This window comes from Streptococcus sp. AS20 (assembly GCF_000524255.1).
GTDB lineage: Bacteria > Bacillota > Bacilli > Lactobacillales > Streptococcaceae > Streptococcus > Streptococcus constellatus.
This window is the reverse complement of sequence record NZ_JANS01000012.1, coordinates 176,360-197,975: the sequence shown is the minus strand read 5'-3', so window position 1 is coordinate 197,975 and position 21,616 is coordinate 176,360. Positions and strand designations below refer to the sequence as shown.

Sequence of the window (21,616 nt, the reverse complement as noted above, 5' to 3'; positions counted from 1 at the left end):
TCTCACTTTGTCATACAACTCCTTGAAGTCCATTTCATAACCCTCCTTTTTTCTTTAGTATAACAAGGAGAGGAACATTTGACTTCCTTCTTTTCTCTTCCGACTTCTATTTGTTCCTTTCTGACAACCTTAGCCCAAGCAATTACACTTCTGGGATAAATTGTGAACGTTGAGAGAGAAGAGGTTATCTCTATATCGAAAAATTGTATTCATTCTCTCCATTTAAATTTATACAGTCCTCTATACGAATTTGTTTCTGCCGAAGAAACCTCACAGAGATTACGAAATTTAAATAACGCCTGCTTACGAAATTGCTTTTATAGGAAAAGCAATTTCGTAAACAAGCGTCTACGGTGATTATCATAAGATGAGTGTTCCCGCTAGGAAAATCCTAGCGGTAGACCAGAGCTAGACTAAGAGTAACTTGACTCCATCATCATAACACTCAACAAAATTGATAAAAATTATACTAATTCAATGATAGCCATTGGCGCTGCATCACCACGACGTGGTTCAGTTTTAAGGATACGAGTATATCCTCCTTTACGTTCTGCATAACGAGGTGCTAAATCAGAGAATAGTTTTTGAAGGGCAGTAGTTGAAGTATATTTTGCTGTTTCTTCATCATAGTTTTCTGATGCAATTTCATTACGTACATAAGCTGCTGCTTGACGGCGTGCATGCAAGTCTCCTCGTTTACCCAAGGTAATCATTTTTTCTACTGTTTTACGGATTTCTTTTGCACGAGCTTCTGTCGTCACGATTGATTCATTGATAATCAAGTCAGTGGTTAAATCGCGAAGCATTGCTTTACGTTGTGAGCTAGTGCGTCCTAGTTTACGGTAAGCCATGTTTTCCTCCTTTATTTATCGTTTTTTAATCCAAGACCGAGATCAGAAAGTTTTACTTTTACCTCTTCAAGACTCTTCCGTCCTAGATTTCTTACTTTCATCATTTCAGGTTCAGTTTTTTCTGTCAAATCAAATACAGTATTGATACCAGCTCGTTTCAAGCAGTTGTATGAACGAACTGATAAATCCAATTCCTCAATTGTACGATCTAACACACGATCATCTGAAACTTTTTCTGTTTCTTTCATTACATCGGTAGATTTTGCCACTTCAGTTAAATTAGTGAATAAATCCAAATGTTGCGTTAAAATACGCGCAGAAAGTCCCAAGGCATCTTCTGGAATAATCGTTCCGTCTGTCATGATTTCAAGAGTTAATTTATCAAAACCATCATTGCTACCAACGCGAGCTGGTTCAACTTGGTAATTAACCTTTTTCACCGGCGTATAGATTGAATCTACCGCAAGCGTTCCTACTGGTGCATCATCTTTTTTATTTTCATCAGCCGGCACATAACCACGCCCTGCATTTACAGTCATAATAGCTTTTAAGCTAGCGCCTTCACCGATTGTAAAAAGATAATGATCAGGATTTACAATTTCAATATCACTATCTGTCAAAATATCACCGGCAGTAATTTCTGCAGGACCTTCAACATCCAGTTCAATTGTCTTTTCGTCTTCGACGTAAGATTTTACAGCAATCCCTTTGACGTTCAGAATGATTTGCATTACATCTTCACGGACACCTGGAACTGTATCGAATTCGTGCAATACACCTTCAATATTGATAGATGTTACAGCAGCACCCGGTAGAGATGCAAGAAGTACACGACGAAGTGAGTTCCCAAGCGTTGTACCATAACCACGTTCTAGTGGTTCTACTACAAATATGCCGTAGTCTTTATTTTCATCAATTTTTGTTATATTTGGTTTTTCAAACTCAATCATTTAGTTACTCCCTCTTAAACGAAAAGCAGTGTAATGGTTTATGATTATACACGGCGACGTTTTGGAGGACGAGCACCATTGTGTGGCACAGGAGTCACATCACGAATAGCTGTTACTTCAAGACCAGCGGCAGCAAGAGCACGAATAGCTGACTCACGACCAGAACCTGGACCTTTAACAGTAACTTCAACTGATTTAAGACCGTGTTCTTGTGCAGATTTTGCAGCAGCTTCAGATGCCATTTGGGCAGCAAATGGTGTAGATTTACGAGAACCTTTAAATCCAAGAGCTCCAGCAGATGACCAAGCAATTGCGTTACCATGCACATCAGTAATCATAACAATAGTGTTGTTAAATGTAGCGTGAATATGAGCAATACCAGATTCGATATTTTTCTTCACACGACGTTTACGTGTTGGTTTAGCCAAGACTTTTTACCTCCTTATATTATTTTTTCTTACCAGCAATCGCAACAGCTTTCCCTTTACGAGTGCGAGCGTTGTTCTTAGTGTTTTGTCCACGTACAGGAAGTCCACGACGATGACGGATTCCACGATATGAACCGATTTCCATCAAACGCTTGATGTTTAAGTTTACTTCGCGACGAAGGTCACCTTCAACTTTGATAGCATCAACTTCACGACGGATAGCATCTTCCTGATCAGATGTTAAATCTTTCACACGAATATCTTCTGAAACTCCAGCAGCAGCCAAAATTTTCTTAGAAGTTGGAAGACCGATACCGTATACATAAGTAAGCGAAACAACTACACGTTTGTCATTTGGAATATCAACTCCAGCAATACGAGCCATTTTTTCTCCTTTCTATTATCCTTGACGTTGTTTGTGTTTTGGGTTTGCTGGGCAAATTACCATAACACGACCATTACGACGAATAACTTTACAGTATTCGCAAATTGGTTTGACCGATGGTCTTACTTTCATTTTTTATCCCTCCAAGTATTTCGATTATTTAAAGCGGTAGGTGATCCGTCCACGTGTCAAATCATATGGACTCATCTCGACAGTAACACGGTCTCCCGCTAAAATACGAATATAATTTTTACGAATTTTACCAGAAACTGTTGCCAAAATCTGATGTCCATTTTCAAGTTCAACCGTAAACATTGCATTTGGCATGGTATCAACAACCTTGCCTTCAACTTCAATCACATCGTCTTTTGCCACGCAAAAGCACCTCCCTAAATTTCGATTCGTTCCTCTGGACACAGAGGTAACAATTATAAGTCAGACTAATTCATTGTATCACTACTTGTCAAATATTGCAAGCTTGAAAAACGCTTTTATTTCAAATTCATCAAGACTTTTTCGATGTCAGCAAAGACTGCATCAATTTCTTGGTTACCTTGAATATCATGAACCAAACCTTGAGCGCGATAATGATCAATAATCGGCTGACCTTGTGCAATGTTGACATCCAAACGACGTTTCACTGTTTCAGGTTTGTCATCTTCACGTTGGTAATAATCTTCTTCATTATAATCTGCTGGTGGATTAAATACTTTATGGAAAGTTTCTCCCGTTTTTTTATGAATAATCCGTCCACTCAAGCGCTCTAGTAGACTATTCGGATCTACTTCAATATTGACAACCCCATCCAAAACAAGACCAAGGGCAGTTAATATCTCATCCAACGCATGAGCTTGCTCAATGGTGCGTGGGTAACCGTCTAACAAAAAGCCTTTTTCTTTAATATCATCTTGTGATAGTCGTTCTTTGACAATTCCATTGGTCACTTCATCAGGTACTAATTCGCCTTTGTCAATGTATGATTTAGCAAGTACACCCATTTCAGTTTGGTTTGCCATAGCTGCACGAAACATATCTCCCGTTGAAATATGTGCAACACCAAATTTCTCAACGATTTTGGCTGCTTGTGTTCCCTTGCCTGCGCCTGGCAAGCCCATAATCAAAAGATTCATAATCCTTCTCCTTTTTTGTTTTTAAACAAATCTATTAATTAACAGCATTTCATAAACTTATTTAAAAACAAAATAGAAAGAGTGGGACAGACTTCAGAAAATCTATGATTTTCGATTTGCTCTCCCACCCCGCAACATAGTTGATTCAAGATGAAAACAAAAGCTCATTTTCATCATCAACCATTGCGTTCGTTATTTAACGCAAATTGCTTTTCAAGTTAAAATATCTTTCTTTACTTTATTCTATTCTGTTGTATTCATAAAGCCAGTATATTTTCTCTTTAGAAGATAACCTTCAAGTTGTTTCATCCCTTCAATACCAGTCGCAATAATAATCAACAAACTAGTACCACCCAAAGCAACAGCATCTGTCAATCCAAATAAATCTTTTGCTAAAATCGGTAAAATCGAAATAAAGCCTAAGAAAAGTGAACCAACTGTTGCCAAGCGACGAAGCAGCTTGGACATGTACTCTTCTGTACCTTTACCCGGACGGACACCATGAATATAGGCACCGCTCTTTTGCAAATTTTCCGCAGTTTTCTCTGGATTGATTTGTACAAATGTATAGAAAAATGTAAACAAAATAATCAAGAGAGCATACATTGCGATGCCGCTGACTGTCGTCGTCGCAAACAACGACTGCGCCACTCGAACCCACTGTGTATTGTGACCTGTAGCTGTCAAAAATTGGAAAATAGCTGCAGGTGCGGCAGTAATCGAACTTGCAAAGATAACAGGAATAACACCTGCTGGGTTAACTTTCAAAGGAAGGTAAGAGCTAGAAGGTGCCCCTTGAGCTATCTTGGTATACTGGATTGGAATTTTATATTCTGCTTGTTGAACGAAGGTTGTAAAGTAAACAATGAGTAAAACAGCTATAATCAGAATAGTAACAAAAATGATAGATGAAGTAATACGGCTGCTTGGTACATTGACAAAGTAGTCTACATATATACTCTTAATCATTCCTGGAATTGCTGCTACGATACCTGCAAAGATAATCATAGAAACACCGTTACCATAGCCTTTATCTGTAATTTGTTCCCCTAACCAAGTCACAATCATAGAACCCGTCGTTAACAGAAAACCAATTAACAAATAGGTCTGCCAATTAGGTGTTGCCACCAACTTAGCACTAGATAAGGTATGGAAACCTGCTGTAATACCGATAGATTGAACAAATGCCAAGACTAAGGCAATATAGCGCGTCGCTTGATTTAACTTTCTTCGTCCAACTTCACCTTGTTTACCCCATTCTACAAACTTAGGTAAAATATCCATTTGGAGTAGTTGTACAACAATGGATGCGGTAATGTATGGACTGACTCCCAATGCAAAAACTGAGAAATTTCGCAATGCATTACCTGAGACAAGACTAAGCATGTTTAGAAAGGAAAGCCCATTAAGAGCTTCTAAGCTTTTTGCATTAACACCTGGAACAGTGATCGTTGTACCAATTCGAAATACTAATACAATAAAAATTGTAAAGAGAATTTTAGAACGAACCTGTTTGATTTTTAATGCATCTTTTAATAGTTTAAAAAACATAGGTCACCTCACTTAGATGACTTCCACTGAACCACCTTTAGCAGTGATAGCTTCTTCGGCTGATTTAGAGAATCTAGCTGCTTTAACAGTCAATTTCTTCGTCAATTCACCATTACCAAGAATCTTAACACCAGATTTTTCAGCTTTTACAATACCTGCTTCAACGAGAACAACTGGTGTTACTTCTGTACCATCTTCAAAGCCATTCAATTGATCAAGGTTAACAATTGCATATTCTTTACGATTAATATTTAAGAAACCACGTTTTGGCATACGACGGAACAATGGTGTTTGTCCACCTTCAAAGCCAAGACGAACTTTTCCACCACTACGAGCTTTTTGACCTTTTTGACCGCGGCCAGAAGTTTTACCATTACCTGATGAAGTACCACGACCAACACGATTGCGGACTTTACGAGAACCTGTAGCAGGTTGTAATTCATGAAGTTTCATTATTATTTTCTCCTCTTTTGTAAAATGCTAGCGCTCGCAGCAGGGAAAAGGTGTCCCTACTGCAAACTCGCCTATACACATATTTAGTTTTAGGGGCTGAGAAATTTCTCCCATCCCCTAATTTATTTTCAAGTTAAAGTTTTGCAGCAAAAATTTTTGCTTACTTTACTTCTTCAACAGTTACCAAATGAGAAACAGCTGTAATCATACCACGAACGGCAGCATTGTCTTCTTTGATAACTGAGCTGTTCAATTTGCCAAGTCCAAGTGCTACAACAGTTTTACGTTGTGACGGGATGCGTCCGATTGGAGACTTAGTCAAAGTAATTTTAATTTGAGCCATGTTATCTCCTTTCTTATGCCAAGTCAGAAACTGAAATACCACGAAGGGCAGCAACTTCTTCAGCGCGTTTTAATTGTTTCAAACCTTCAACAGTTGCACGAACAATGTTGATTGGAGTGTTAGAACCAAGCGATTTAGATGTTACATCTGCCACACCTGCCAATTCGATAACGGCACGAACAGCGCCGCCAGCAGCAACTCCAGAACCTTCTACAGCTGGTTTCAACAATACTTTAGCTCCACCAAATTCTGAAAGAACTTCGTGAGGAATTGTTGTGCCAACCATTGGTACTTCAATCAAATTTTTCTTCGCATCTTCAACTGCCTTGCGAATAGCTTCTGGTACTTCTTGAGCTTTACCAGTACCGAAGCCTACACGACCATTGCGGTCACCGACAACTACAAGAGCTGCAAAACGAAGACGACGTCCACCTTTAACAACTTTAGTAACACGGTTAATCGCAACTACGCGTTCTTCAAGTTCAACTGCATTGTCTTTAAATGCCATTTTCTAGTGTCCTCCCTATTAGAATTTCAATCCGTTTTCACGAGCTGCATCAGCCAAAGCTTTTACACGTCCGTGATAGAGATATCCACCGCGGTCAAACACCACTTCAGAAATACCTTTAGCAACTGCACGTTCAGCAACGAGTTTTCCAACAACAACGGCTTGTTCAGTCTTAGTTCCTTTTGAAACTTCTTTGTCAAGAGTTGAAGCGCTTGCGAGCGTTACACCCGCTACGTCATCAATTACTTGAGCGTAGATGCCTGTATTAGAACGAAAAACGTTCAAACGTGGGCGATCAGCAGTTCCAGAGAGTTTTCCGCGAACGCGACGATGGCGTTTTTGGCGGACTTTGTTTTTATCTGGTTTCGAAATCACAATTTTCACCTCTTAATTTTATTGTGTGCCTAAGCACAAAGTTGGAAATAATTATTTCGGTTGAAGAACAACCGTTTAACATTATTTACCTGTTTTACCTTCTTTACGGCGAACAAATTCACCAACGTAGCGGATACCTTTACCTTTATATGGTTCTGGAGCACGCAGACTACGAATGTAAGCAGCAGTTTGCCCTACTACTTCTTTTGAAATTCCACTCACAACAATAGTCGTTGGATTTGGAAGTTCAAAAGTAATACCTTCAGGAGCTTCTACTTCATCTGGATGCGATTTACCAACTGAAAGCACAAGCTTTTTCCCTTGAAGTTGAGCACGGTAACCAACCCCGCGCATTTCAAGTTCTTTCTTGAAGCCTTCTGAGACACCATGAACCATGTTGTTCAAAAGGGCACGAGTTGTTCCGTGAATTGTTTTCATTTCTTTTGTATCGTTTGGACGGTGAAGTGTTAATTCTGTTCCTTCCACACGGATTTCAATATCTTTTGAGAACGTACGAGTGAGTTCTCCTTTAGGTCCTTTTACAGTTACTACGTTGTCCTTGTTGGTCAATTCAACACCAGCAGGCAATGGAATAACTTTATTACCAATACGTGACATGTTATTTTTCTCCTGTTAGATTATCAAGCCGCAAAGCGACTAGTTTTCACGGGGTTAAAGATACTTATTGTGTTCAATAGCTAAATTGAACACGCTCTAAGAACTGTGCAAAATAGATAAGTTGGCTGGTTTGTAAACAAACTGCTCCAACTTCCTAATTTTGCTTTGTTCTTTACGAGCTTTGTATCTTAATTTTACCAAACGTAGGCGATTACTTCCCCACCAACATTCTTTTGACGTGCTTCCTTATCGGTCAACAAGCCTTCAGATGTTGAAATGATTGCAATTCCAAGTCCATTTAAAACTTTTGGAAGATCTTCACGTTTTTTATAAACACGAAGCCCTGGAGTTGAAATACGTTTCAAACCAGTGATTACTTTTCCACCGTTTTGATCGTATTTCAAGAATACACGAATAACACCTTGTTTGTCATCTTCAATGTATTCAACGTTTTTCACAAAACCTTCGCGTTTAAGAATTTCAGCAATTCCTTTTTTAATATTTGAAGCAGGTACTTCCAACACTTCGTGTTTTGCTTGGTTCGCATTACGAATACGTGTTAAAAAGTCTGCAATTGGGTCAGTCATAACCATTTTTATTTTCTCCTCTTACTAGTAGTTTGAAGCTTTCACTTGCTAGTTAATACATGATACAGAGAGCGTGACAGCTTTGGCAAAAAAGACCAATTTGCTTTGGAGCGTCGCTCCTGCATCAAACTTCCTATTTTTACTGCGTTCTCTTAACGCTCTCACATCATAATATTACCAAGATGCTTTGGTAACGCCTGGAATTTGTCCTTTGTATGCCAATTCACGGAAGCAAACACGGCAAAGTTTAAATTTGCGGTAAACAGAATGTGGACGACCACAACGTTCGCAACGAGTGTAAGCTTGCGTAGAGAACTTCGCTGGGCGTTTGTTCTTAGCAATCATTGATTTTTTAGCCAATTTATTTACCTCCTAGATTATTTTGCAAAAGGCATTCCAAGGCCTGTAAGCAATTCACGTGATTCTTCATCGGTGTTAGCAGTTGTTACGATAACGATATCTAGACCGCGTGTCTTATCAACATCATCAAAGCTAATTTCTGGGAAAATCAACTGTTCTTTCACACCAAGTGTATAATTTCCACGTCCATCAAATGATTTTGTTGGAACTCCGTGGAAGTCACGAACACGTGGAAGCGATACAGTAACCAATTTATCCAAAAACTCATACATACGTTCACCACGAAGAGTTACTTTAGCACCGATCGCTACACCTTCACGAAGACGGAAGCCGGCGATTGATTTTTTAGCTTTAGTAATAAGTGGTTTTTGACCTGAGATCAGAGCAAGCTCTTCAGCAGCTTTTTCAAGATTTTTAGCGTTTGAAACAGCGTCACCAACACCCATGTTCAAAACGATTTTATCCACTTTTGGCACAGCCATAACAGATGAGTAGTTGAACTTTTCAGTCAAAGCAGGAACTACTTCATTAAGATATTTTTCTTTTAAACGATTAGCCATTATACTTCTCCTTTCCTTCGTGATTAGTCAAGCACTTCGCCTGATTTTTTATTGTAACGAACTTTTTTGCCGTCTACAAACTTGTAGCCAACACGCCCTGCAACACCATTTTTGTCCAACACTTGAACGTTAGATACATGGATTGGTGCTTCTTTTTCTACGATAGCACCTTGAGGGTTTTCATTATTAGGTTTTTGGTGTTTCTTGATGATGTTTACACCTTCAACAACAACTTTATTTACCTTTGGAAGTGCGGCAATGACTTTGGCTTCAACACCTTTGTCCTTACCAGCAATCACGCGAACTTTGTCGCCAGTTTTTACAAACATTGGTTTCTCCTTTGATTTCTTACGCCTTGATAGGCACCCTATCTAATTAAAGATAGGGGACTTAGTTTGTTTGAGATTAAAGTACTTCTGGGGCAAGTGACACAATCTTCATGAATCCACCTTCACGCAATTCACGTGCAACTGGGCCAAAGATACGAGTTCCGCGAGGAGTTTTATCATCACGGATAATCACTGCAGCGTTTTCGTCGAATTTGATGTATGAACCATCTTTACGACGAGCACCTGATTTAGTACGAACGATAACCGCTTTTACAACGTCACCTTTTTTAACCGTACCACCAGGAGTAGCTTGTTTTACAGATGCAACGATGACATCACCAATGCTAGCGAATTTGCGTTTTGAACCACCAAGAACTTTGATTGTCAAGATTTCGCGGGCACCGCTGTTGTCAGCAACTTTCAAACGAGTTTCTGTTTGAATCATTTAAGTTTTCTCCTTTCAGGTAAGATTAGATAATAACAGCTTCTTCTACAACTTCTACAAGACGGAAGCGTTTTGTAGCTGAAAGCGGACGAGTTTCCATGATACGAACGATGTCGCCTTCTTTAGCGATGTTATTTTCATCATGTGCTTTGTATTTTTTAGAGTAGTTAATACGCTTACCATAGACTGGGTGGTTACGTTTAGTTTCAACTACAACTGTGATTGTTTTATCCATCTTGTCAGAAACAACGCGTCCAACAAGAGTTTTACGTTGATTACGTTCCATTTTAGAATTTCTCCTTTCCCAAGTCTATTACTTAACTTCTGATTGAACAGTTTTGATACGAGCGATTTGTTTTTTCACTTCTTTCAAGCGTGCGGTTTGTTCTAATTGACCCGCTGCTGCTTGGAAACGAAGTTCAAACAATTCTTTCTTTAATTCATTTTCACGCTTCGCGAGTTCTTCTTGAGAAAGACCACGAAGTTCTTTAACAAATTCTTTTACTTCATTAAGTTTCATGCCTTCTCCTTATTCAGCTTCACGTTTTACGAATTTTGTTTTAACTGGTAATTTGTGGCTTGCAAGACGAAGGGCTTCACGAGCAACTTCTTCTGATACACCAGCGATTTCAAACATCACTTTGCCACGTTTAACGGGTGCAACCCAACCTTCTGGAGCACCTTTCCCAGATCCCATACGCACACCGATAGCTTTGGCAGTGTATGATTTATGTGGGAAGATTTTAATCCAAACTTTACCACCACGTTTCATGTAACGCGTCATAGCGATACGGGCAGCTTCGATTTGGCGGTTTGTGATCCAATGGCTAGTAGTTGCTTGAAGACCATATTCTCCAAATGCTACTTCTTTACCACCTTTAGCTTCACCGCGCATTTTACCACGAAATTCGCGACGGTGTTTAACACGTTTAGGTACTAACATTGGTTATTTACCTCCTTTAGTGTTTTTACGAGCCGGAAGAACTTCTCCGCGGTAAATCCAAACTTTAACACCAAGTTTACCGTAAGTAGTATCTGCTTCTTCCCAAGCGTAGTCAATATCTGCGCGAAGTGTGTGAAGTGGAACGGTTCCTTCAGAATATCCTTCTGCACGAGCGATATCTGCACCGTTCAAACGACCAGATACTTGAGTTTTAATCCCTTTAGCACCAGCACGCATAGTACGTTGGATAGCTTGTTTTTGAGCACGGCGGAAAGCAACACGTTGCTCTAACTGGCGAGCAATACCTTCACCAACAAGATGAGCATCTAAATCTGGTGATTTGATTTCAATGATGTTGATGTGGACTTGTTTTCTAGTCAATTTGTTAAGTTTTGCACGAAGTGCATCAACGTTTGCACCACCTTTACCAATAACCATACCTGGTTTGGCAGTGTGAAGGGAAACATTTACTTTGTTTACTGCGCGTTCGATTTCAATAGTTGAAACAGCTGCGTCAGCTAATTCTTTTTGAATGAATTTACGGATTGCAAGATCTTCATGAAGGTAATCCGCGTATTCTTTTTCAGCATACCATTTGGCATCCCAGTCACGGATGATACCGACACGCATACCTATTGGATGTACTTTTTGACCCACGATTTTACCTCCTTATTTTTCTGCAACAACCACTGTGATGTGGCTAGTGCGTTTGTTGATTGGTGAAGCTGAACCTTTCGCACGTGGACGGAAACGTTTCATGGTTGGTCCTTCGTTTGCGTAAGCTTCAGATACTACCAAGTTTGCTTTTTCCAAACCAAAGTTGTTTTCTGCGTTAGCGATTGCTGAATTGAGCACTTTTTCGATAATGCCAGCAGCTTTGTTTGGAGTGAATTTCAAGATTGCGATTGCGTCAGCGACATCTTTCCCACGGATATTGTCCAAAACCAGACGAGATTTGCGAGGGGAAACGCGCACTGTACGAGCCATTGCTTTAGCTGAAGTAATTTCTGCCATGTCCTTCTCCTCTCTTATCTACGTGTCTTCTTATCGTCAGCTGCGTGACCCTTGTAAGTACGAGTTGGCGCAAACTCACCAAGCTTGTGACCTACCATGTCTTCCTGAATATATACAGGTACATGCTTGCGGCCGTCATAGACTGCGATTGTATATCCGATGAAACTTGGGAAGATCGTTGAACGACGTGACCAAGTTTTGATGACTTTTTTCTTTTCGTCGTTGGCTTGAGCTTCAACTTTCTTCATCAAATGCTCATCGACGAAAGGTCCTTTTTTAAGACTGCGTCCCATTTTTATATTTTCTCCTTTAAAATAAGTACCACAGCGGCCTGCGCTGCTAAGCAGCGCTACCGAGCTGGCGGATAGATTGTTTTAGATTATTTCTCGTTGCGACGACGAACGATGAGTTTGTCAGATTTCGCTTTTTTATTACGAGTTTTAAGTCCAAGAGCAGGTTTGCCCCATGGAGTAGATGGCGCTTTACGACCAACTGGTGCTTTACCTTCACCACCACCGTGCGGGTGATCGTTAGGGTTCATTACAGAACCGCGAACTGTTGGGCGAATACCTTTCCAACGGCTACGTCCTGCTTTACCAAGATTAACCAAACCGTGTTGTTCATTTCCGACAACACCAACTGTGGCACGGCAAGTGCCAAGAATCATACGAACTTCACCAGATTGAAGACGAACAAGGACGTATTTCCCTTCTTGTCCCAACACTTGAGCAGAAGCTCCGGCAGCACGTACTAATTCACCGCCATGACCTGGTTTCAATTCAATATTATGAATCAATGTACCGACTGGGATATTAGCGAGTGGAAGAGCGTTTCCGACTTTGATATCTGCTTCTGGTCCAGAAACGATGCGTTGGCCAACTTCAAGGCCCTTAGGAGCGATGATATAAGCTTTTACACCATCAGTGTAATGTACAAGAGCGATATTCGCTGAACGATTTGGATCGTATTCAATTGTTTTAACAACTGCTTCAACACCATCTTTATTGCGTTTGAAGTCAATTAAACGATAGTGGCGTTTGTGTCCGCCGCCTTGGTGACGAACAGTGATACGACCGTTGTTGTTACGACCGGCTTTGTTGTTCAAAGAAACAAGCAAAGTTTTTTCTGGAGTGCTCGTTGTGATTTCGGCAAAATCCAAAGAAGTCATATTACGGCGACCATTTGTAGTTGGTTTATAAACTCTGATTCCCACGATATTTCCTCCTTAGATTATTCTGTTTCAGCACCAAACAACTCGATTGCTTTTGAATCAGCTGTAAGAGTGATGATAGCTTTTTTAGTTTTATTTGTAAAACCAGTATAACGCCCTACACGTTTTGCTTTTGGTTTTACATTGATTGTGTTCACGTTTGCAACCTTTACTCCATCAAAAGCAGCTTCAACTGCTTGTTTGATAAGAAGCTTATGAGCACGAGTGTCCACCTCAAATACGTATTTACCCTCTTCAAGAAGAGCCATTGTGTTTTCTGTGATGATAGGCTTTTTGATTACGTCATACAAATTCATTATGCAAGAACCTCCTCGATTGTAGAGATAGCTTCTTTAGTAACAAGAAGTTTGTCGCTATTTACGATATCAAGAACACTTGCAGTTGTTGCTGTTGCAACTTTCACATTTGGAAGGTTACGAGCTGAAAGTGCAGCAAATTCGTTTCCTTCTTCAAGAATTACAAGTACTTTTGAATCAATGCTAAGCGCAGCAAGTACTTTTGCAAACTCAGCAGTCTTTGGAGCTGTAAATGAAAGGCTGTCTACAGCTACGAATTTGTCCTCAGCAACTTTTTCAGAATAAACTGATTTAAGTGCCAATCTACGAACTTTTTGTGGAAGTTTGTAGGCGTATGAACGAGGAGTTGGACCAAATACGGTACCACCACCACGCCATTGTGGAGAGCGAATAGAACCTTGACGCGCACGTCCAGTTCCTTTTTGACGCCATGGTTTGCGTCCGCCACCTGATACTGCAGAGCGGTTTTTAACAGCGTGAGTTCCTTGACGAAGGCTTGCACGTTGACTGATAACAACGTCAAAGACAACTGATTCATTTGGCTCAATACCAAATACTGCATCGTTAAGAACTACTTCACCAGCTTCTTTACCAGTTTGGTCAAATAATTTTACGTTTGCCATTGTGACTGATTTCCCCTTTCTTTATTATTTACCAGCTTTAACTGCTGATTTGATCGTGATAAGAGATTTCTTAGCACCAGGTACGTTACCTTTGATCAGGATAACGTTTTTCTCTGGAACAACTTGTGCAATTTCAAGGTTTTGAATTGTTACACGATTTCCACCCATACGACCTGCCAAGTGTTTATTTTTGAAAACACGGTTAGGCGCAACTGGTCCCATTGAACCAGGACGACGGTGATAACGAGAACCGTGAGCCATTGGCCCACGAGATTGACCGTGGCGTTTGATAACACCTTGGAAACCTTTACCTTTTGAAGTTCCTGTTACATCAACAACATCGCCGGCTGCGAAAGTGTCAACTGTAATTTCTGCACCAACTTCTAAGCCTTCAATGTTTTTGAATTCACGAATGAAGCGCTTAGGAGCCGTGTTAGCTTTTGCTACATGTCCTTTAGCAGGTTTGTTGCTCAATACGTCACGAAGATCGTCAAAACCAACTTGAACTGCGTTGTAACCATCTGTTTCAACTGTTTTCACTTGAAGAACAACGTTTGGAGCTGCTTCAACAACAGTCACAGGGATTAATTCGCCAGCTTCAGTGAAGATTTGAGTCATTCCCACTTTTTTCCCTAAGATTCCTTTTGTCATGAGAAAATGTTTCCTTTTCTATAGTTTTTTCAAAAAGTTTTTAACGAGCGTTTTTCATGCTCTAATTTAGATCAAGCTTAGACTAAAGTTTAATCTCTACGTTCACACCACTTGGAAGATCCAATTTCATCAAAGCGTCAACTGTTTTTTGAGTTGGGTTAATGATGTCGATCAAACGTTTGTGCGTGCGCATTTCAAATTGTTCGCGAGAATCTTTATATTTATGAGTCGCACGAATGATTGTGTAGAGGCTGCGTTCAGTTGGAAGTGGGATTGGACCTGCAACTTCAGCACCTGTACGAGTAGCAGTTTCTACGATTTTTGCAGCCGCTGTGTCAAGTGTACGATGTTCGTAAGCTTTCAAACGGATGCGGATTTTTTTGTTTGCCATCTTTTTCTCCTTTTTCGTCTATTTAAGATAATAGGCTAGCTCCACAAGAAAACCGACAGGCGATCACGTGGCAATGCAACCGAGCGTGTCGCAACCTCTTGCATCAAAGCTATAGACTGTTTTTCACAGCACCATAATATCTTAACACAAAGAACCAAGCATTGCAAGGGATTTGAGCAAGTTTTTTAGTTTTTTTATTTGAAAGCGTTCCCCTTTCTTATTGAGCTTTTACTATCTTCTGAAAAAGCAAGAGATTAAATATAGAAATCTTTATTAGTCGTAAGTACCAACACAAAAAAAATCAAGTCTCATTTAAAATGAGGCTTGACATTTACAAATCATTTTTTCTTTAATATGAATAAGTAGAATTGCCTGGTAAGAAGACAAACTACCCCTTCCACGCTTAAAGTCAGTTTGTTTCCTACATGCTTAGTTGAAGGGCTTGCACAGATTTTTAACTACTAGGATAAATCGAATGTTCAATACAAACTTGCACTTCCCCATGCACTAAGAATTTACTTGTGCTTTACAGGCCCGTCTGCTGCTTTTGTGACAGCCTTTTGAATTTCCTGCGCATAGAGTCGACCACCTGCAGCAATTGTGTCGGCATCTTCTCCAAAGTGGATATGATCACTACCTACCCAGATTTCTGGGTGCTGCTTGGCAGTAGTGTTCCAATCGGCAATGGTGACGTAAGCATATTTCTTGGCTAACTCTCTGGCATATTGCGCATGTTTTTCGGCGACAGGATTGTCATATTTGTCTGAATTACCATCGTAAGGAGTTACCAGAATAAGCCGATGTCCCTTCGGTAGGGTCTTGACCAACTCATTCAGTTCTTTTTCGTAGTTAAAGACAATATTAACACCGGTTGCTACCACGACGGTCTTGAGCAAGCCGCCAGCTGCGGCATTATTGCTCATAATTTCGCGAGCCTGAGCTGTATTGCGACTGCCTTGAGCATCGACTTGTGCATCCGGCAGGACTTCCTTTAGCGGAGTACTAGCCCGTAAGGTAACGGAGTCACCAATAATCGTCACACCATCTGCAATATTGTAACTACTAGCTTCTCCTTTTTCTGCAAGACTTTTAGTCCGATTTAGCTTGGTGTCAGCCTGATGAAGACCATTGACTAGCATATCTGTCTCAAACGCCCCAATCTTCGGAGCAAGTCCGATAGCCAGCAGGCTGATAAGAAGCAAACCTACGAAACTCATTGCCAAGACCTTTTTCAACTGCGTAAAATGCAAGTCCCAACCGAGAAAAGCAGGGGATTTCCCAGCAATGATTGGCTCAATAACATAAAAGGACAGTCCAGCAAAAGCAAGAGAAAGAAGACTTGTTAACATCACCGCAGGCAGATTGCCCATCAGCTGTGAAAAAATCGTGTAGAAAGGCCAATGGAAAAGATAGACTCCATAACTCGTATCAGCAATCACTGTCAAAACTAGCGGTTCTTTTAGGTCGGGAGTCTTCTCATGCAAGACCCGTGTAGCCAATATCATAGCCGCCGCTGACAAACTAGCCAAAAGAAAACCAAGCAAATAGGTAAAAAGCGAATCAAACTTGATCCAGAACATCATCATAGCTAAGAGACCCGCTCCCGCCGCAAAGACCAGACAAGCCTCTCGCAAAGACCAGGAGCGAATTATTTTCTTTAACAGGCCTGTCATCTGTTTGATACCGGTCAAGGTCGCTAGGATACTGCCGACAAAGAAAGGATAAATGTGAGTCCAGGTCGAGAAATAAAGCTCCGAAAAACTGAGTCCTAAAAGGCTGCCAATAAACATACTGAGAAAGCTGATAAGCAAACCAAACGAAGACAGCAAAAAGATACTGCCCCTCAGCTGACCGGCTGTTTTGCAATATTGGGCTAGGAACCAGACGGCCAGTCCCCAAAGTAGATAATAATGAACCTCTACAGCCAGACTCCAGTTATGGACAAATAAATGTGGAATAAACTGAGCCTCGTAGCTCCCACCCGTCATCATTTCGTAAAAGTTAGTCACAAAGCCCATGACTGCTGCAATCTGCGTTCCAATACCGGCTACAAAATCCCGCCGAATCAAAAAGGTAAAGGGCATGACCACCAATACCATGACGATGACAGGGGGAACAATCCGATAAAAACGCCGTCGAAAGAAGGCTAGAAGCTCTATTTTTTTACTCTGAGAAAACTCATCAATCAAGAGCGCTGTAATCAGAAAACCTGAAAAGGTGAAAAAGACATCAACACCGAGAAATCCCCCAGGAAATAATTTTTGAAAAAAGTGATACAAGAGAACCAGCAATAAGCCTGTCACTCGAACCATTGAAAACCATTTGATACGCATATTTCTCCTAAATCCTTTTCACTACTGCTACAGACCGACCAACTCCCGCAAGCCTACACCACTGCTGAGTCAAGCAAGCCAAAAATTCTGTTAATTGCTGCATTTAGCAACGTTGCTATAAAATCTATTTTATTCTATTTTACCAAAAAATAAGCCAAAAAAACAAAAGACCTGGAATTTTATTTTCCAAGTCCATTGCTTATTTTATCTATTCCAAAGCCCTCTTCAGTCTGGCTGATGAGAAAATCAGCCTCTTCCTGATACATTTTATAGTAGTGTTCATATTGCTGGCGGCGGCTAGTGTGCGCTTGCCGAATCCAGTGCACATCGCGACCTCGAACGGCTGTATCTCGAGCCAAGCGGCGCTCCAGCTCTGTCCCCTCATCCGTGTGAAAGCAAATAGATAAATCAAACAGATTCTTTGGTAAAAAAGCTGCTGACATGCCTTCTACTATTAAAATCGGCTTTTGAGCTGACAAGCGGAGGCTGGATGCCCAAGCTGTACCTATCGTCAAGATATCCAAACCAGACTGCAAAGCACGAATATCTCGTTCTAGACTACTGAGCTCATAAACAGCCGGGAGACAGGCTGTTACTTTTTGATGAGGAAAATCCTTAGAACTGAGCAAATCTCGATACTCTCCAACAATTAAGTAAGGATCTGTTGCCAGCAGATTGGCTCGTTCCTCACCCAGAATTAGTTGGAGTTTTCGAGCGAAAGTTGACTTGCCTGAAGCACCATGACCGTAAATACGCAGGGTATGTTTTTGGTCGTCTGACAGATATGCTGTCAATCTTTCCAGCAATTTTTCTTCATCAGACATAGTTTATCCTTTCAAATAAAATTTCTTAAAAATTCCTCTTGGATCGATTGTAGCCGTAACGCTCGACAAAGTCTTCACGAAATTCTAGTAGATTATCATCTAAAATAGCTTGACGAACCTTTTTCATCAGATTAACCAAGAAATAAAGATTATGATAGCTAGTTAGACGCAAGCCAAATGTTTCATCAGCTTTTAGTAAATGACGAATATAGGCTCGTGTGTAATTTTTACACGTATAACAATCGCAATCATGATCTAGTGGTGTAAAATCTTCTGCAAACTGAGCATTCTTAATCACCAAGCGTCCTTCGCTGGTCATACAGGTGCCGTTTCGGGCAATCCGAGTTGGCAGGACGCAATCAAACATATCAACGCCCCGAATCACACCGTCTATCAAACTATCCGGCGCTCCAACTCCCATGAGATAGCGAGGTTTGCTTTCGGGCAGCATAGGCGTTGTGAAGTCTAGCACTGCATTCATCTCTTCGTGAGACTCTCCGACAGCTAGCCCACCGATAGAATAACCTGGAAAATCCATGCTGACCAAATCATGCGCCGATTGACGACGCAGATCTTCAAAACCAGCTCCCTGCACAATCCCAAAGAGTCCTTGATCGTGAGGGCGACTGTGAGCTTTAAGCCCACGCTCTGCCCAGCGACTCGTCCGCTCAATGGATTTCTTGACATAATCATACGGTTGGTAGAACTGCGGGCATTCATCAAAAGACATCATGATGTCACTTCCCAGATTGTTCTGAATAGAAATCGCTTTTTCTGGCGACAAAAACATCTTAGAGCCGTTGAGGTGATTTTTAAAGGTCACACCCTCTTCTGTGATATTGCGGCTGTCTGCCAAGGAATAAACCTGAAAACCGCCGCTATCCGTTAGAATAGCTTGATCCCAGTTCATGAACTTGTGCAGCCCACCCGCACGAGCAATCAGCTCATCACCTGGTCGCAACCAGAGATGGTAAGTATTGGCCAAGATGATACCAGAGCCCATTTGCTTGAGCTCCTCAGGAGACTGAGTCTTGACCGTAGCCTGAGTGCCGACCGGCATAAACATAGGTGTTGGAAAGGTGCCATGAGGTGTGATAATCTCTCCCAAGCGAGCACCTGTGTGCTTTTCTTTTTTAATCAAACGATACTGAATCGGTGAATCTGACATTTTTACCTCCGATGCTGGGAAAAACAGTCCCAGATCTTCATTCTATAGTGTGTGAGTTTCACTTGCTCACAACATCCTGTATGATTTTATCAAAAAAAAGAGGAAAGATAAAGCAGTAATTTTTTCAAAAGGTTTTCTGCCAGCTATGATTAACTTGACTCCAAAATATGGTATAATATGTTTCAAATTAGGAGGCAAATATGAATTTAAGTGAATTGCGGGCAGAGGCTCGTCGTATCCAACGTCAAACCAAAGGTATCTATGCACTCTTTTTGGTACCAATTCTAACGGCGATTATTTCTGTTGTTTACAATTATTCTTCAGATACCTTTTCCAATAATATCTTACAATATGGCATTCAAAAGACGATTGTCCACGGAATCAATCGTTCTCTTTTCCCAATCGCGATTAGTTTTATCGTATCTTTCTTTTTGACGGCTGCTTTTTGGACCTTACTGGAAGTCATTCGCGGAAAACGGCAAGAGGTGCATTTTACAGATTCCATTCGGACTTTTGATAGTAAAGTAATTGGTCCTGTTTTCATGACACTTTTGCTCAAACGTGTATTACTATTTCTGTGGAATATTTTCGTCTGGATTGGAAGCGGCATGATGATTCTGGCTAGTTTTAGTGTCATAAAACTCCTCCCCAATTCTCAAGCTCTCTCACAAAATACTGCACTTCAAACAACTGTTGGGACATTGTTACTTTATATTCTCATCGGTTTTATTTTGATGGTAATCGGTATTATTATTGCACTTCCTCAATATTACGCTTATTCGCAAGTAGAATTTATTCTTTGTGATACATTAGAAAACCAGAGCTATGAGAGCGCCTTTAAAATCATCCGTGCAAGTCGCCAAATGATGAAAGGTTATAAAGGAAAGCGATTTGTTCTTGATTTAACCTTTATCGGTTGGTACTTACTAAGCGCCATTACTTTTGGCATTGCTTCCATTTACGTTTATCCTTACGTTTATACAGCTCAATCTCTTTTCTATGAAGCTGTGCTAAAGGAACAAGATCAGACTCCAATTTTTTATTAATTTCTTGCATGAAACAATTGGCAATCCAACAAAAGACTTGAACGAACTGTTCAGGTCTTTTGAGTTGTATCCATTTTTCGTAAAGTGATTCCGCTAAAGTGTTCTATTGCAAACTTTACATGAAAAAAGCCACCAATGGGTGACTTTTATTAGGGAGATTATTATGAAAAAGTTTAGGATTTCTATCAAATAAAGTTAGGAGGTCTTCATTTGATAAACATAGTATAACCAAGTTAGCTTAAATCAACCTTAATTTTTTATAACAAATTGATATTTTTAGAAATTTTTTGAAAAGCATCTTCCAGCGAAACCTGATCTGTAAATATCGCTTCCTCCCAACCCAAGAAATCACATTCTTTCCACCAACGTTTCATATCAGCTGGACTAAAGTCTGCTTTCTTGTTCCTCGTTTGGTGACGGCGAACTGTCTCTTCAAACGTTAAATCATAATAGTAAGACAGAACTTTTGGATAAAATAGAGTATGCAATTTTTCTAGCATTTGCCCATAAATATCTGTTTCATAAAAACCTTCAACGATAACCAACAAATCTCGCTCATAGCCATAGCGGGCGATCGTTTCTGTCAAAGAGATTGATAGATTGCCCGGCTTGACCTTTTCTTTCAGCATATCACGACGAACGATATCTTGTGAGATGAGCAGCGTCTTTCGACCATAGTATTCTTGCAATTTCTTTGCCAAACTCGTTTTTCCTGAACCAGAATTACCTCTGATAATCACCAATGTTGCCATTTATTCTCCTAAAATCAGACGTGTATGTTCCCGTTTGATACAGCGATCCATGATAATATCATCCCGACCAGCTGCCCGCAGAATCTGCTCCGCCTCTTCATTTTCCAAACCCAACTGCGCCCAGAAAATTGTAGCATCTGCTTCCAGAAAATCACGCGCCACATCTGGCAGAAATTCACTGCGACGATAAATATCTACAATGTCAATAGAAAAAGGAATGTCCTTTAGACTGGCATACACAGTCTCGCCTAGAATTTTCCTACCAGCTGCTCGTGGATTAATCGGAATAATCCGATAGCCTCTCTCTTGCATCTCTTTGGATACACGATAGCTAGTTGCCTCCTCACGATCCGACAAGCCAACAACCGCAATCACCTTGCTATTTTTTAAATACTGTTTGATAACCCCATCGCTGGGATTTTGGAAATGATAGGTCATAAAATTTTCTCCGTAATCTTTCATGTATAACGA

The 21,616-nt window shown here is 40.5% G+C and carries 35 protein-coding genes; 1 reads left to right on the top strand and 34 read right to left on the bottom strand.

Going from position 1 to position 21,616, the window contains the following annotated elements; all coding sequences use genetic code 11:
• Positions 1–464: 464 nt before the first annotated feature.
• The 32 genes from rplQ to tgt form a co-directional block, all read right to left on the bottom strand.
• Positions 465–851 (bottom strand): 50S ribosomal protein L17, encoded by a 387-nt coding sequence (gene rplQ, locus HMPREF1514_RS07755; protein ID WP_003071313.1) that lies wholly within the window; start codon positions 849–851, stop codon positions 465–467.
• A gap of 11 nt (positions 852–862) precedes the next feature.
• Complete coding sequence (locus tag HMPREF1514_RS07750) at positions 863–1,801, bottom strand: DNA-directed RNA polymerase subunit alpha (RefSeq protein WP_003071316.1); 939 nt, start codon at positions 1,799–1,801, stop codon at positions 863–865.
• Positions 1,802–1,845: 44 nt separating this feature from the next.
• Positions 1,846–2,229: a 30S ribosomal protein S11 gene (gene rpsK / locus HMPREF1514_RS07745; protein WP_001118385.1), complete on the bottom strand. Its 384-nt coding sequence runs from the start codon at positions 2,227–2,229 to the stop codon at positions 1,846–1,848.
• Between the two features lie 19 nt (positions 2,230–2,248).
• Positions 2,249–2,614, bottom strand: a complete 366-nt coding sequence (rpsM, locus tag HMPREF1514_RS07740; RefSeq protein WP_002262317.1) for a 30S ribosomal protein S13 — start codon at positions 2,612–2,614, stop codon at positions 2,249–2,251.
• Between the two features lie 15 nt (positions 2,615–2,629).
• Positions 2,630–2,746, bottom strand: a complete 117-nt coding sequence (gene rpmJ, locus HMPREF1514_RS09295) for a 50S ribosomal protein L36 (RefSeq protein ID WP_001808836.1) — start codon at positions 2,744–2,746, stop codon at positions 2,630–2,632.
• Positions 2,747–2,770: 24 nt separating this feature from the next.
• Positions 2,771–2,989: a translation initiation factor IF-1 gene (infA, locus tag HMPREF1514_RS07735; protein WP_001029883.1), complete on the bottom strand. Its 219-nt coding sequence runs from the start codon at positions 2,987–2,989 to the stop codon at positions 2,771–2,773.
• Between the two features lie 116 nt (positions 2,990–3,105).
• Positions 3,106–3,744: an adenylate kinase gene (locus tag HMPREF1514_RS07730; RefSeq protein WP_003071318.1), complete on the bottom strand. Its 639-nt coding sequence runs from the start codon at positions 3,742–3,744 to the stop codon at positions 3,106–3,108.
• 243 nt (positions 3,745–3,987) lie between these two features.
• The gene (gene secY / locus HMPREF1514_RS07725) at positions 3,988–5,295 is read right to left on the bottom strand and encodes a preprotein translocase subunit SecY (protein WP_003071319.1); all 1,308 of its coding nucleotides are present in this window, start codon (positions 5,293–5,295) and stop codon (positions 3,988–3,990) included.
• A gap of 12 nt (positions 5,296–5,307) precedes the next feature.
• On the bottom strand, positions 5,308–5,748 hold the full coding sequence (gene rplO, locus HMPREF1514_RS07720; protein WP_003071320.1) for a 50S ribosomal protein L15: 441 nt from the start codon (positions 5,746–5,748) through the stop codon (positions 5,308–5,310).
• Between the two features lie 160 nt (positions 5,749–5,908).
• Positions 5,909–6,091 carry a 50S ribosomal protein L30 gene (gene rpmD / locus HMPREF1514_RS07715; protein ID WP_003029471.1) on the bottom strand — a complete coding sequence of 61 codons (183 nt, stop codon included), beginning with the start codon at positions 6,089–6,091 and terminating at the stop codon, positions 5,909–5,911.
• 13 nt (positions 6,092–6,104) lie between these two features.
• Positions 6,105–6,599: a 30S ribosomal protein S5 gene (rpsE, locus tag HMPREF1514_RS07710; protein ID WP_006269137.1), complete on the bottom strand. Its 495-nt coding sequence runs from the start codon at positions 6,597–6,599 to the stop codon at positions 6,105–6,107.
• An 18-nt stretch (positions 6,600–6,617) separates the two neighbouring features.
• The gene (rplR, locus tag HMPREF1514_RS07705; RefSeq protein ID WP_003040651.1) at positions 6,618–6,974 is read right to left on the bottom strand and encodes a 50S ribosomal protein L18; all 357 of its coding nucleotides are present in this window, start codon (positions 6,972–6,974) and stop codon (positions 6,618–6,620) included.
• Positions 6,975–7,055: 81 nt separating this feature from the next.
• A complete protein-coding gene (gene rplF, locus HMPREF1514_RS07700; RefSeq protein WP_003071322.1) occupies positions 7,056–7,592 on the bottom strand; it encodes a 50S ribosomal protein L6 in 537 nt (178 codons plus the stop codon).
• 194 nt (positions 7,593–7,786) lie between these two features.
• Positions 7,787–8,185, bottom strand: a complete 399-nt coding sequence (gene rpsH / locus HMPREF1514_RS07695) for a 30S ribosomal protein S8 (RefSeq protein ID WP_003071323.1) — start codon at positions 8,183–8,185, stop codon at positions 7,787–7,789.
• A 168-nt stretch (positions 8,186–8,353) separates the two neighbouring features.
• Complete coding sequence (locus tag HMPREF1514_RS07690; RefSeq protein ID WP_001085699.1) at positions 8,354–8,539, bottom strand: type Z 30S ribosomal protein S14; 186 nt, start codon at positions 8,537–8,539, stop codon at positions 8,354–8,356.
• Positions 8,540–8,556: 17 nt separating this feature from the next.
• Positions 8,557–9,099, bottom strand: a complete 543-nt coding sequence (gene rplE, locus HMPREF1514_RS07685; protein ID WP_003071324.1) for a 50S ribosomal protein L5 — start codon at positions 9,097–9,099, stop codon at positions 8,557–8,559.
• A 23-nt stretch (positions 9,100–9,122) separates the two neighbouring features.
• Positions 9,123–9,428, bottom strand: a complete 306-nt coding sequence (gene rplX, locus HMPREF1514_RS07680; RefSeq protein WP_003071325.1) for a 50S ribosomal protein L24 — start codon at positions 9,426–9,428, stop codon at positions 9,123–9,125.
• A gap of 76 nt (positions 9,429–9,504) precedes the next feature.
• Positions 9,505–9,873, bottom strand: coding sequence for a 50S ribosomal protein L14 (rplN, locus tag HMPREF1514_RS07675; RefSeq protein ID WP_003071326.1), 369 nt, complete (start codon positions 9,871–9,873; stop codon positions 9,505–9,507).
• A gap of 25 nt (positions 9,874–9,898) precedes the next feature.
• Entirely contained in the window at positions 9,899–10,159 is a 261-nt protein-coding gene (gene rpsQ, locus HMPREF1514_RS07670; RefSeq protein WP_003026542.1) for a 30S ribosomal protein S17, read from the bottom strand.
• 27 nt (positions 10,160–10,186) lie between these two features.
• Positions 10,187–10,393 (bottom strand): 50S ribosomal protein L29, encoded by a 207-nt coding sequence (rpmC, locus tag HMPREF1514_RS07665; protein ID WP_003071328.1) that lies wholly within the window; start codon positions 10,391–10,393, stop codon positions 10,187–10,189.
• Between the two features lie 9 nt (positions 10,394–10,402).
• Positions 10,403–10,816 (bottom strand): 50S ribosomal protein L16, encoded by a 414-nt coding sequence (rplP, locus tag HMPREF1514_RS07660; protein ID WP_003062852.1) that lies wholly within the window; start codon positions 10,814–10,816, stop codon positions 10,403–10,405.
• Positions 10,817–10,819: 3 nt separating this feature from the next.
• Positions 10,820–11,473, bottom strand: coding sequence for a 30S ribosomal protein S3 (gene rpsC / locus HMPREF1514_RS07655; RefSeq protein ID WP_003071330.1), 654 nt, complete (start codon positions 11,471–11,473; stop codon positions 10,820–10,822).
• A gap of 12 nt (positions 11,474–11,485) precedes the next feature.
• Positions 11,486–11,830, bottom strand: a complete 345-nt coding sequence (gene rplV, locus HMPREF1514_RS07650; RefSeq protein ID WP_003026550.1) for a 50S ribosomal protein L22 — start codon at positions 11,828–11,830, stop codon at positions 11,486–11,488.
• A gap of 14 nt (positions 11,831–11,844) precedes the next feature.
• Positions 11,845–12,123: a 30S ribosomal protein S19 gene (gene rpsS / locus HMPREF1514_RS07645; RefSeq protein WP_000533765.1), complete on the bottom strand. Its 279-nt coding sequence runs from the start codon at positions 12,121–12,123 to the stop codon at positions 11,845–11,847.
• Positions 12,124–12,209: 86 nt separating this feature from the next.
• Positions 12,210–13,043 carry a 50S ribosomal protein L2 gene (rplB, locus tag HMPREF1514_RS07640; RefSeq protein WP_003071334.1) on the bottom strand — a complete coding sequence of 278 codons (834 nt, stop codon included), beginning with the start codon at positions 13,041–13,043 and terminating at the stop codon, positions 12,210–12,212.
• A gap of 17 nt (positions 13,044–13,060) precedes the next feature.
• Entirely contained in the window at positions 13,061–13,357 is a 297-nt protein-coding gene (locus HMPREF1514_RS07635) for a 50S ribosomal protein L23 (RefSeq protein WP_037598479.1), read from the bottom strand.
• Positions 13,357–13,980, bottom strand: a complete 624-nt coding sequence (gene rplD / locus HMPREF1514_RS07630) for a 50S ribosomal protein L4 (RefSeq protein ID WP_037598474.1) — start codon at positions 13,978–13,980, stop codon at positions 13,357–13,359. Before rplD ends, HMPREF1514_RS07635 begins: the two co-directional genes overlap by 1 nt.
• A 24-nt stretch (positions 13,981–14,004) precedes the next feature.
• A complete protein-coding gene (gene rplC, locus HMPREF1514_RS07625) occupies positions 14,005–14,631 on the bottom strand; it encodes a 50S ribosomal protein L3 (protein ID WP_003029484.1) in 627 nt (208 codons plus the stop codon).
• Between the two features lie 82 nt (positions 14,632–14,713).
• A complete protein-coding gene (gene rpsJ, locus HMPREF1514_RS07620; protein WP_002894478.1) occupies positions 14,714–15,022 on the bottom strand; it encodes a 30S ribosomal protein S10 in 309 nt (102 codons plus the stop codon).
• Positions 15,023–15,537: 515 nt separating this feature from the next.
• On the bottom strand, positions 15,538–17,355 hold the full coding sequence (locus HMPREF1514_RS07615; RefSeq protein WP_037598472.1) for an acyltransferase family protein: 1,818 nt from the start codon (positions 17,353–17,355) through the stop codon (positions 15,538–15,540).
• A 179-nt stretch (positions 17,356–17,534) separates the two neighbouring features.
• On the bottom strand, positions 17,535–18,179 hold the full coding sequence (locus HMPREF1514_RS07610; RefSeq protein ID WP_037598470.1) for a uridine kinase family protein: 645 nt from the start codon (positions 18,177–18,179) through the stop codon (positions 17,535–17,537).
• A gap of 25 nt (positions 18,180–18,204) precedes the next feature.
• On the bottom strand, positions 18,205–19,347 hold the full coding sequence (tgt, locus tag HMPREF1514_RS07605; RefSeq protein WP_037598467.1) for a tRNA guanosine(34) transglycosylase Tgt: 1,143 nt from the start codon (positions 19,345–19,347) through the stop codon (positions 18,205–18,207).
• 200 nt (positions 19,348–19,547) lie between these two features.
• On the opposite strand from tgt, the gene HMPREF1514_RS07600 reads away from it, so the two are divergent.
• Complete coding sequence (locus tag HMPREF1514_RS07600; protein ID WP_037598465.1) at positions 19,548–20,393, top strand: DUF975 family protein; 846 nt, start codon at positions 19,548–19,550, stop codon at positions 20,391–20,393.
• A 257-nt stretch (positions 20,394–20,650) separates the two neighbouring features.
• Here the strand turns inward: HMPREF1514_RS07600 and HMPREF1514_RS07595 are convergent, their stop codons facing one another.
• Positions 20,651–21,145 carry a kinase gene (locus tag HMPREF1514_RS07595; protein ID WP_037598462.1) on the bottom strand — a complete coding sequence of 165 codons (495 nt, stop codon included), beginning with the start codon at positions 21,143–21,145 and terminating at the stop codon, positions 20,651–20,653.
• Positions 21,146–21,583 (bottom strand): CoA-binding protein, encoded by a 438-nt coding sequence (locus HMPREF1514_RS07590; RefSeq protein WP_037598458.1) that lies wholly within the window; start codon positions 21,581–21,583, stop codon positions 21,146–21,148.
• Positions 21,584–21,616: the final 33 nt, after the last annotated feature.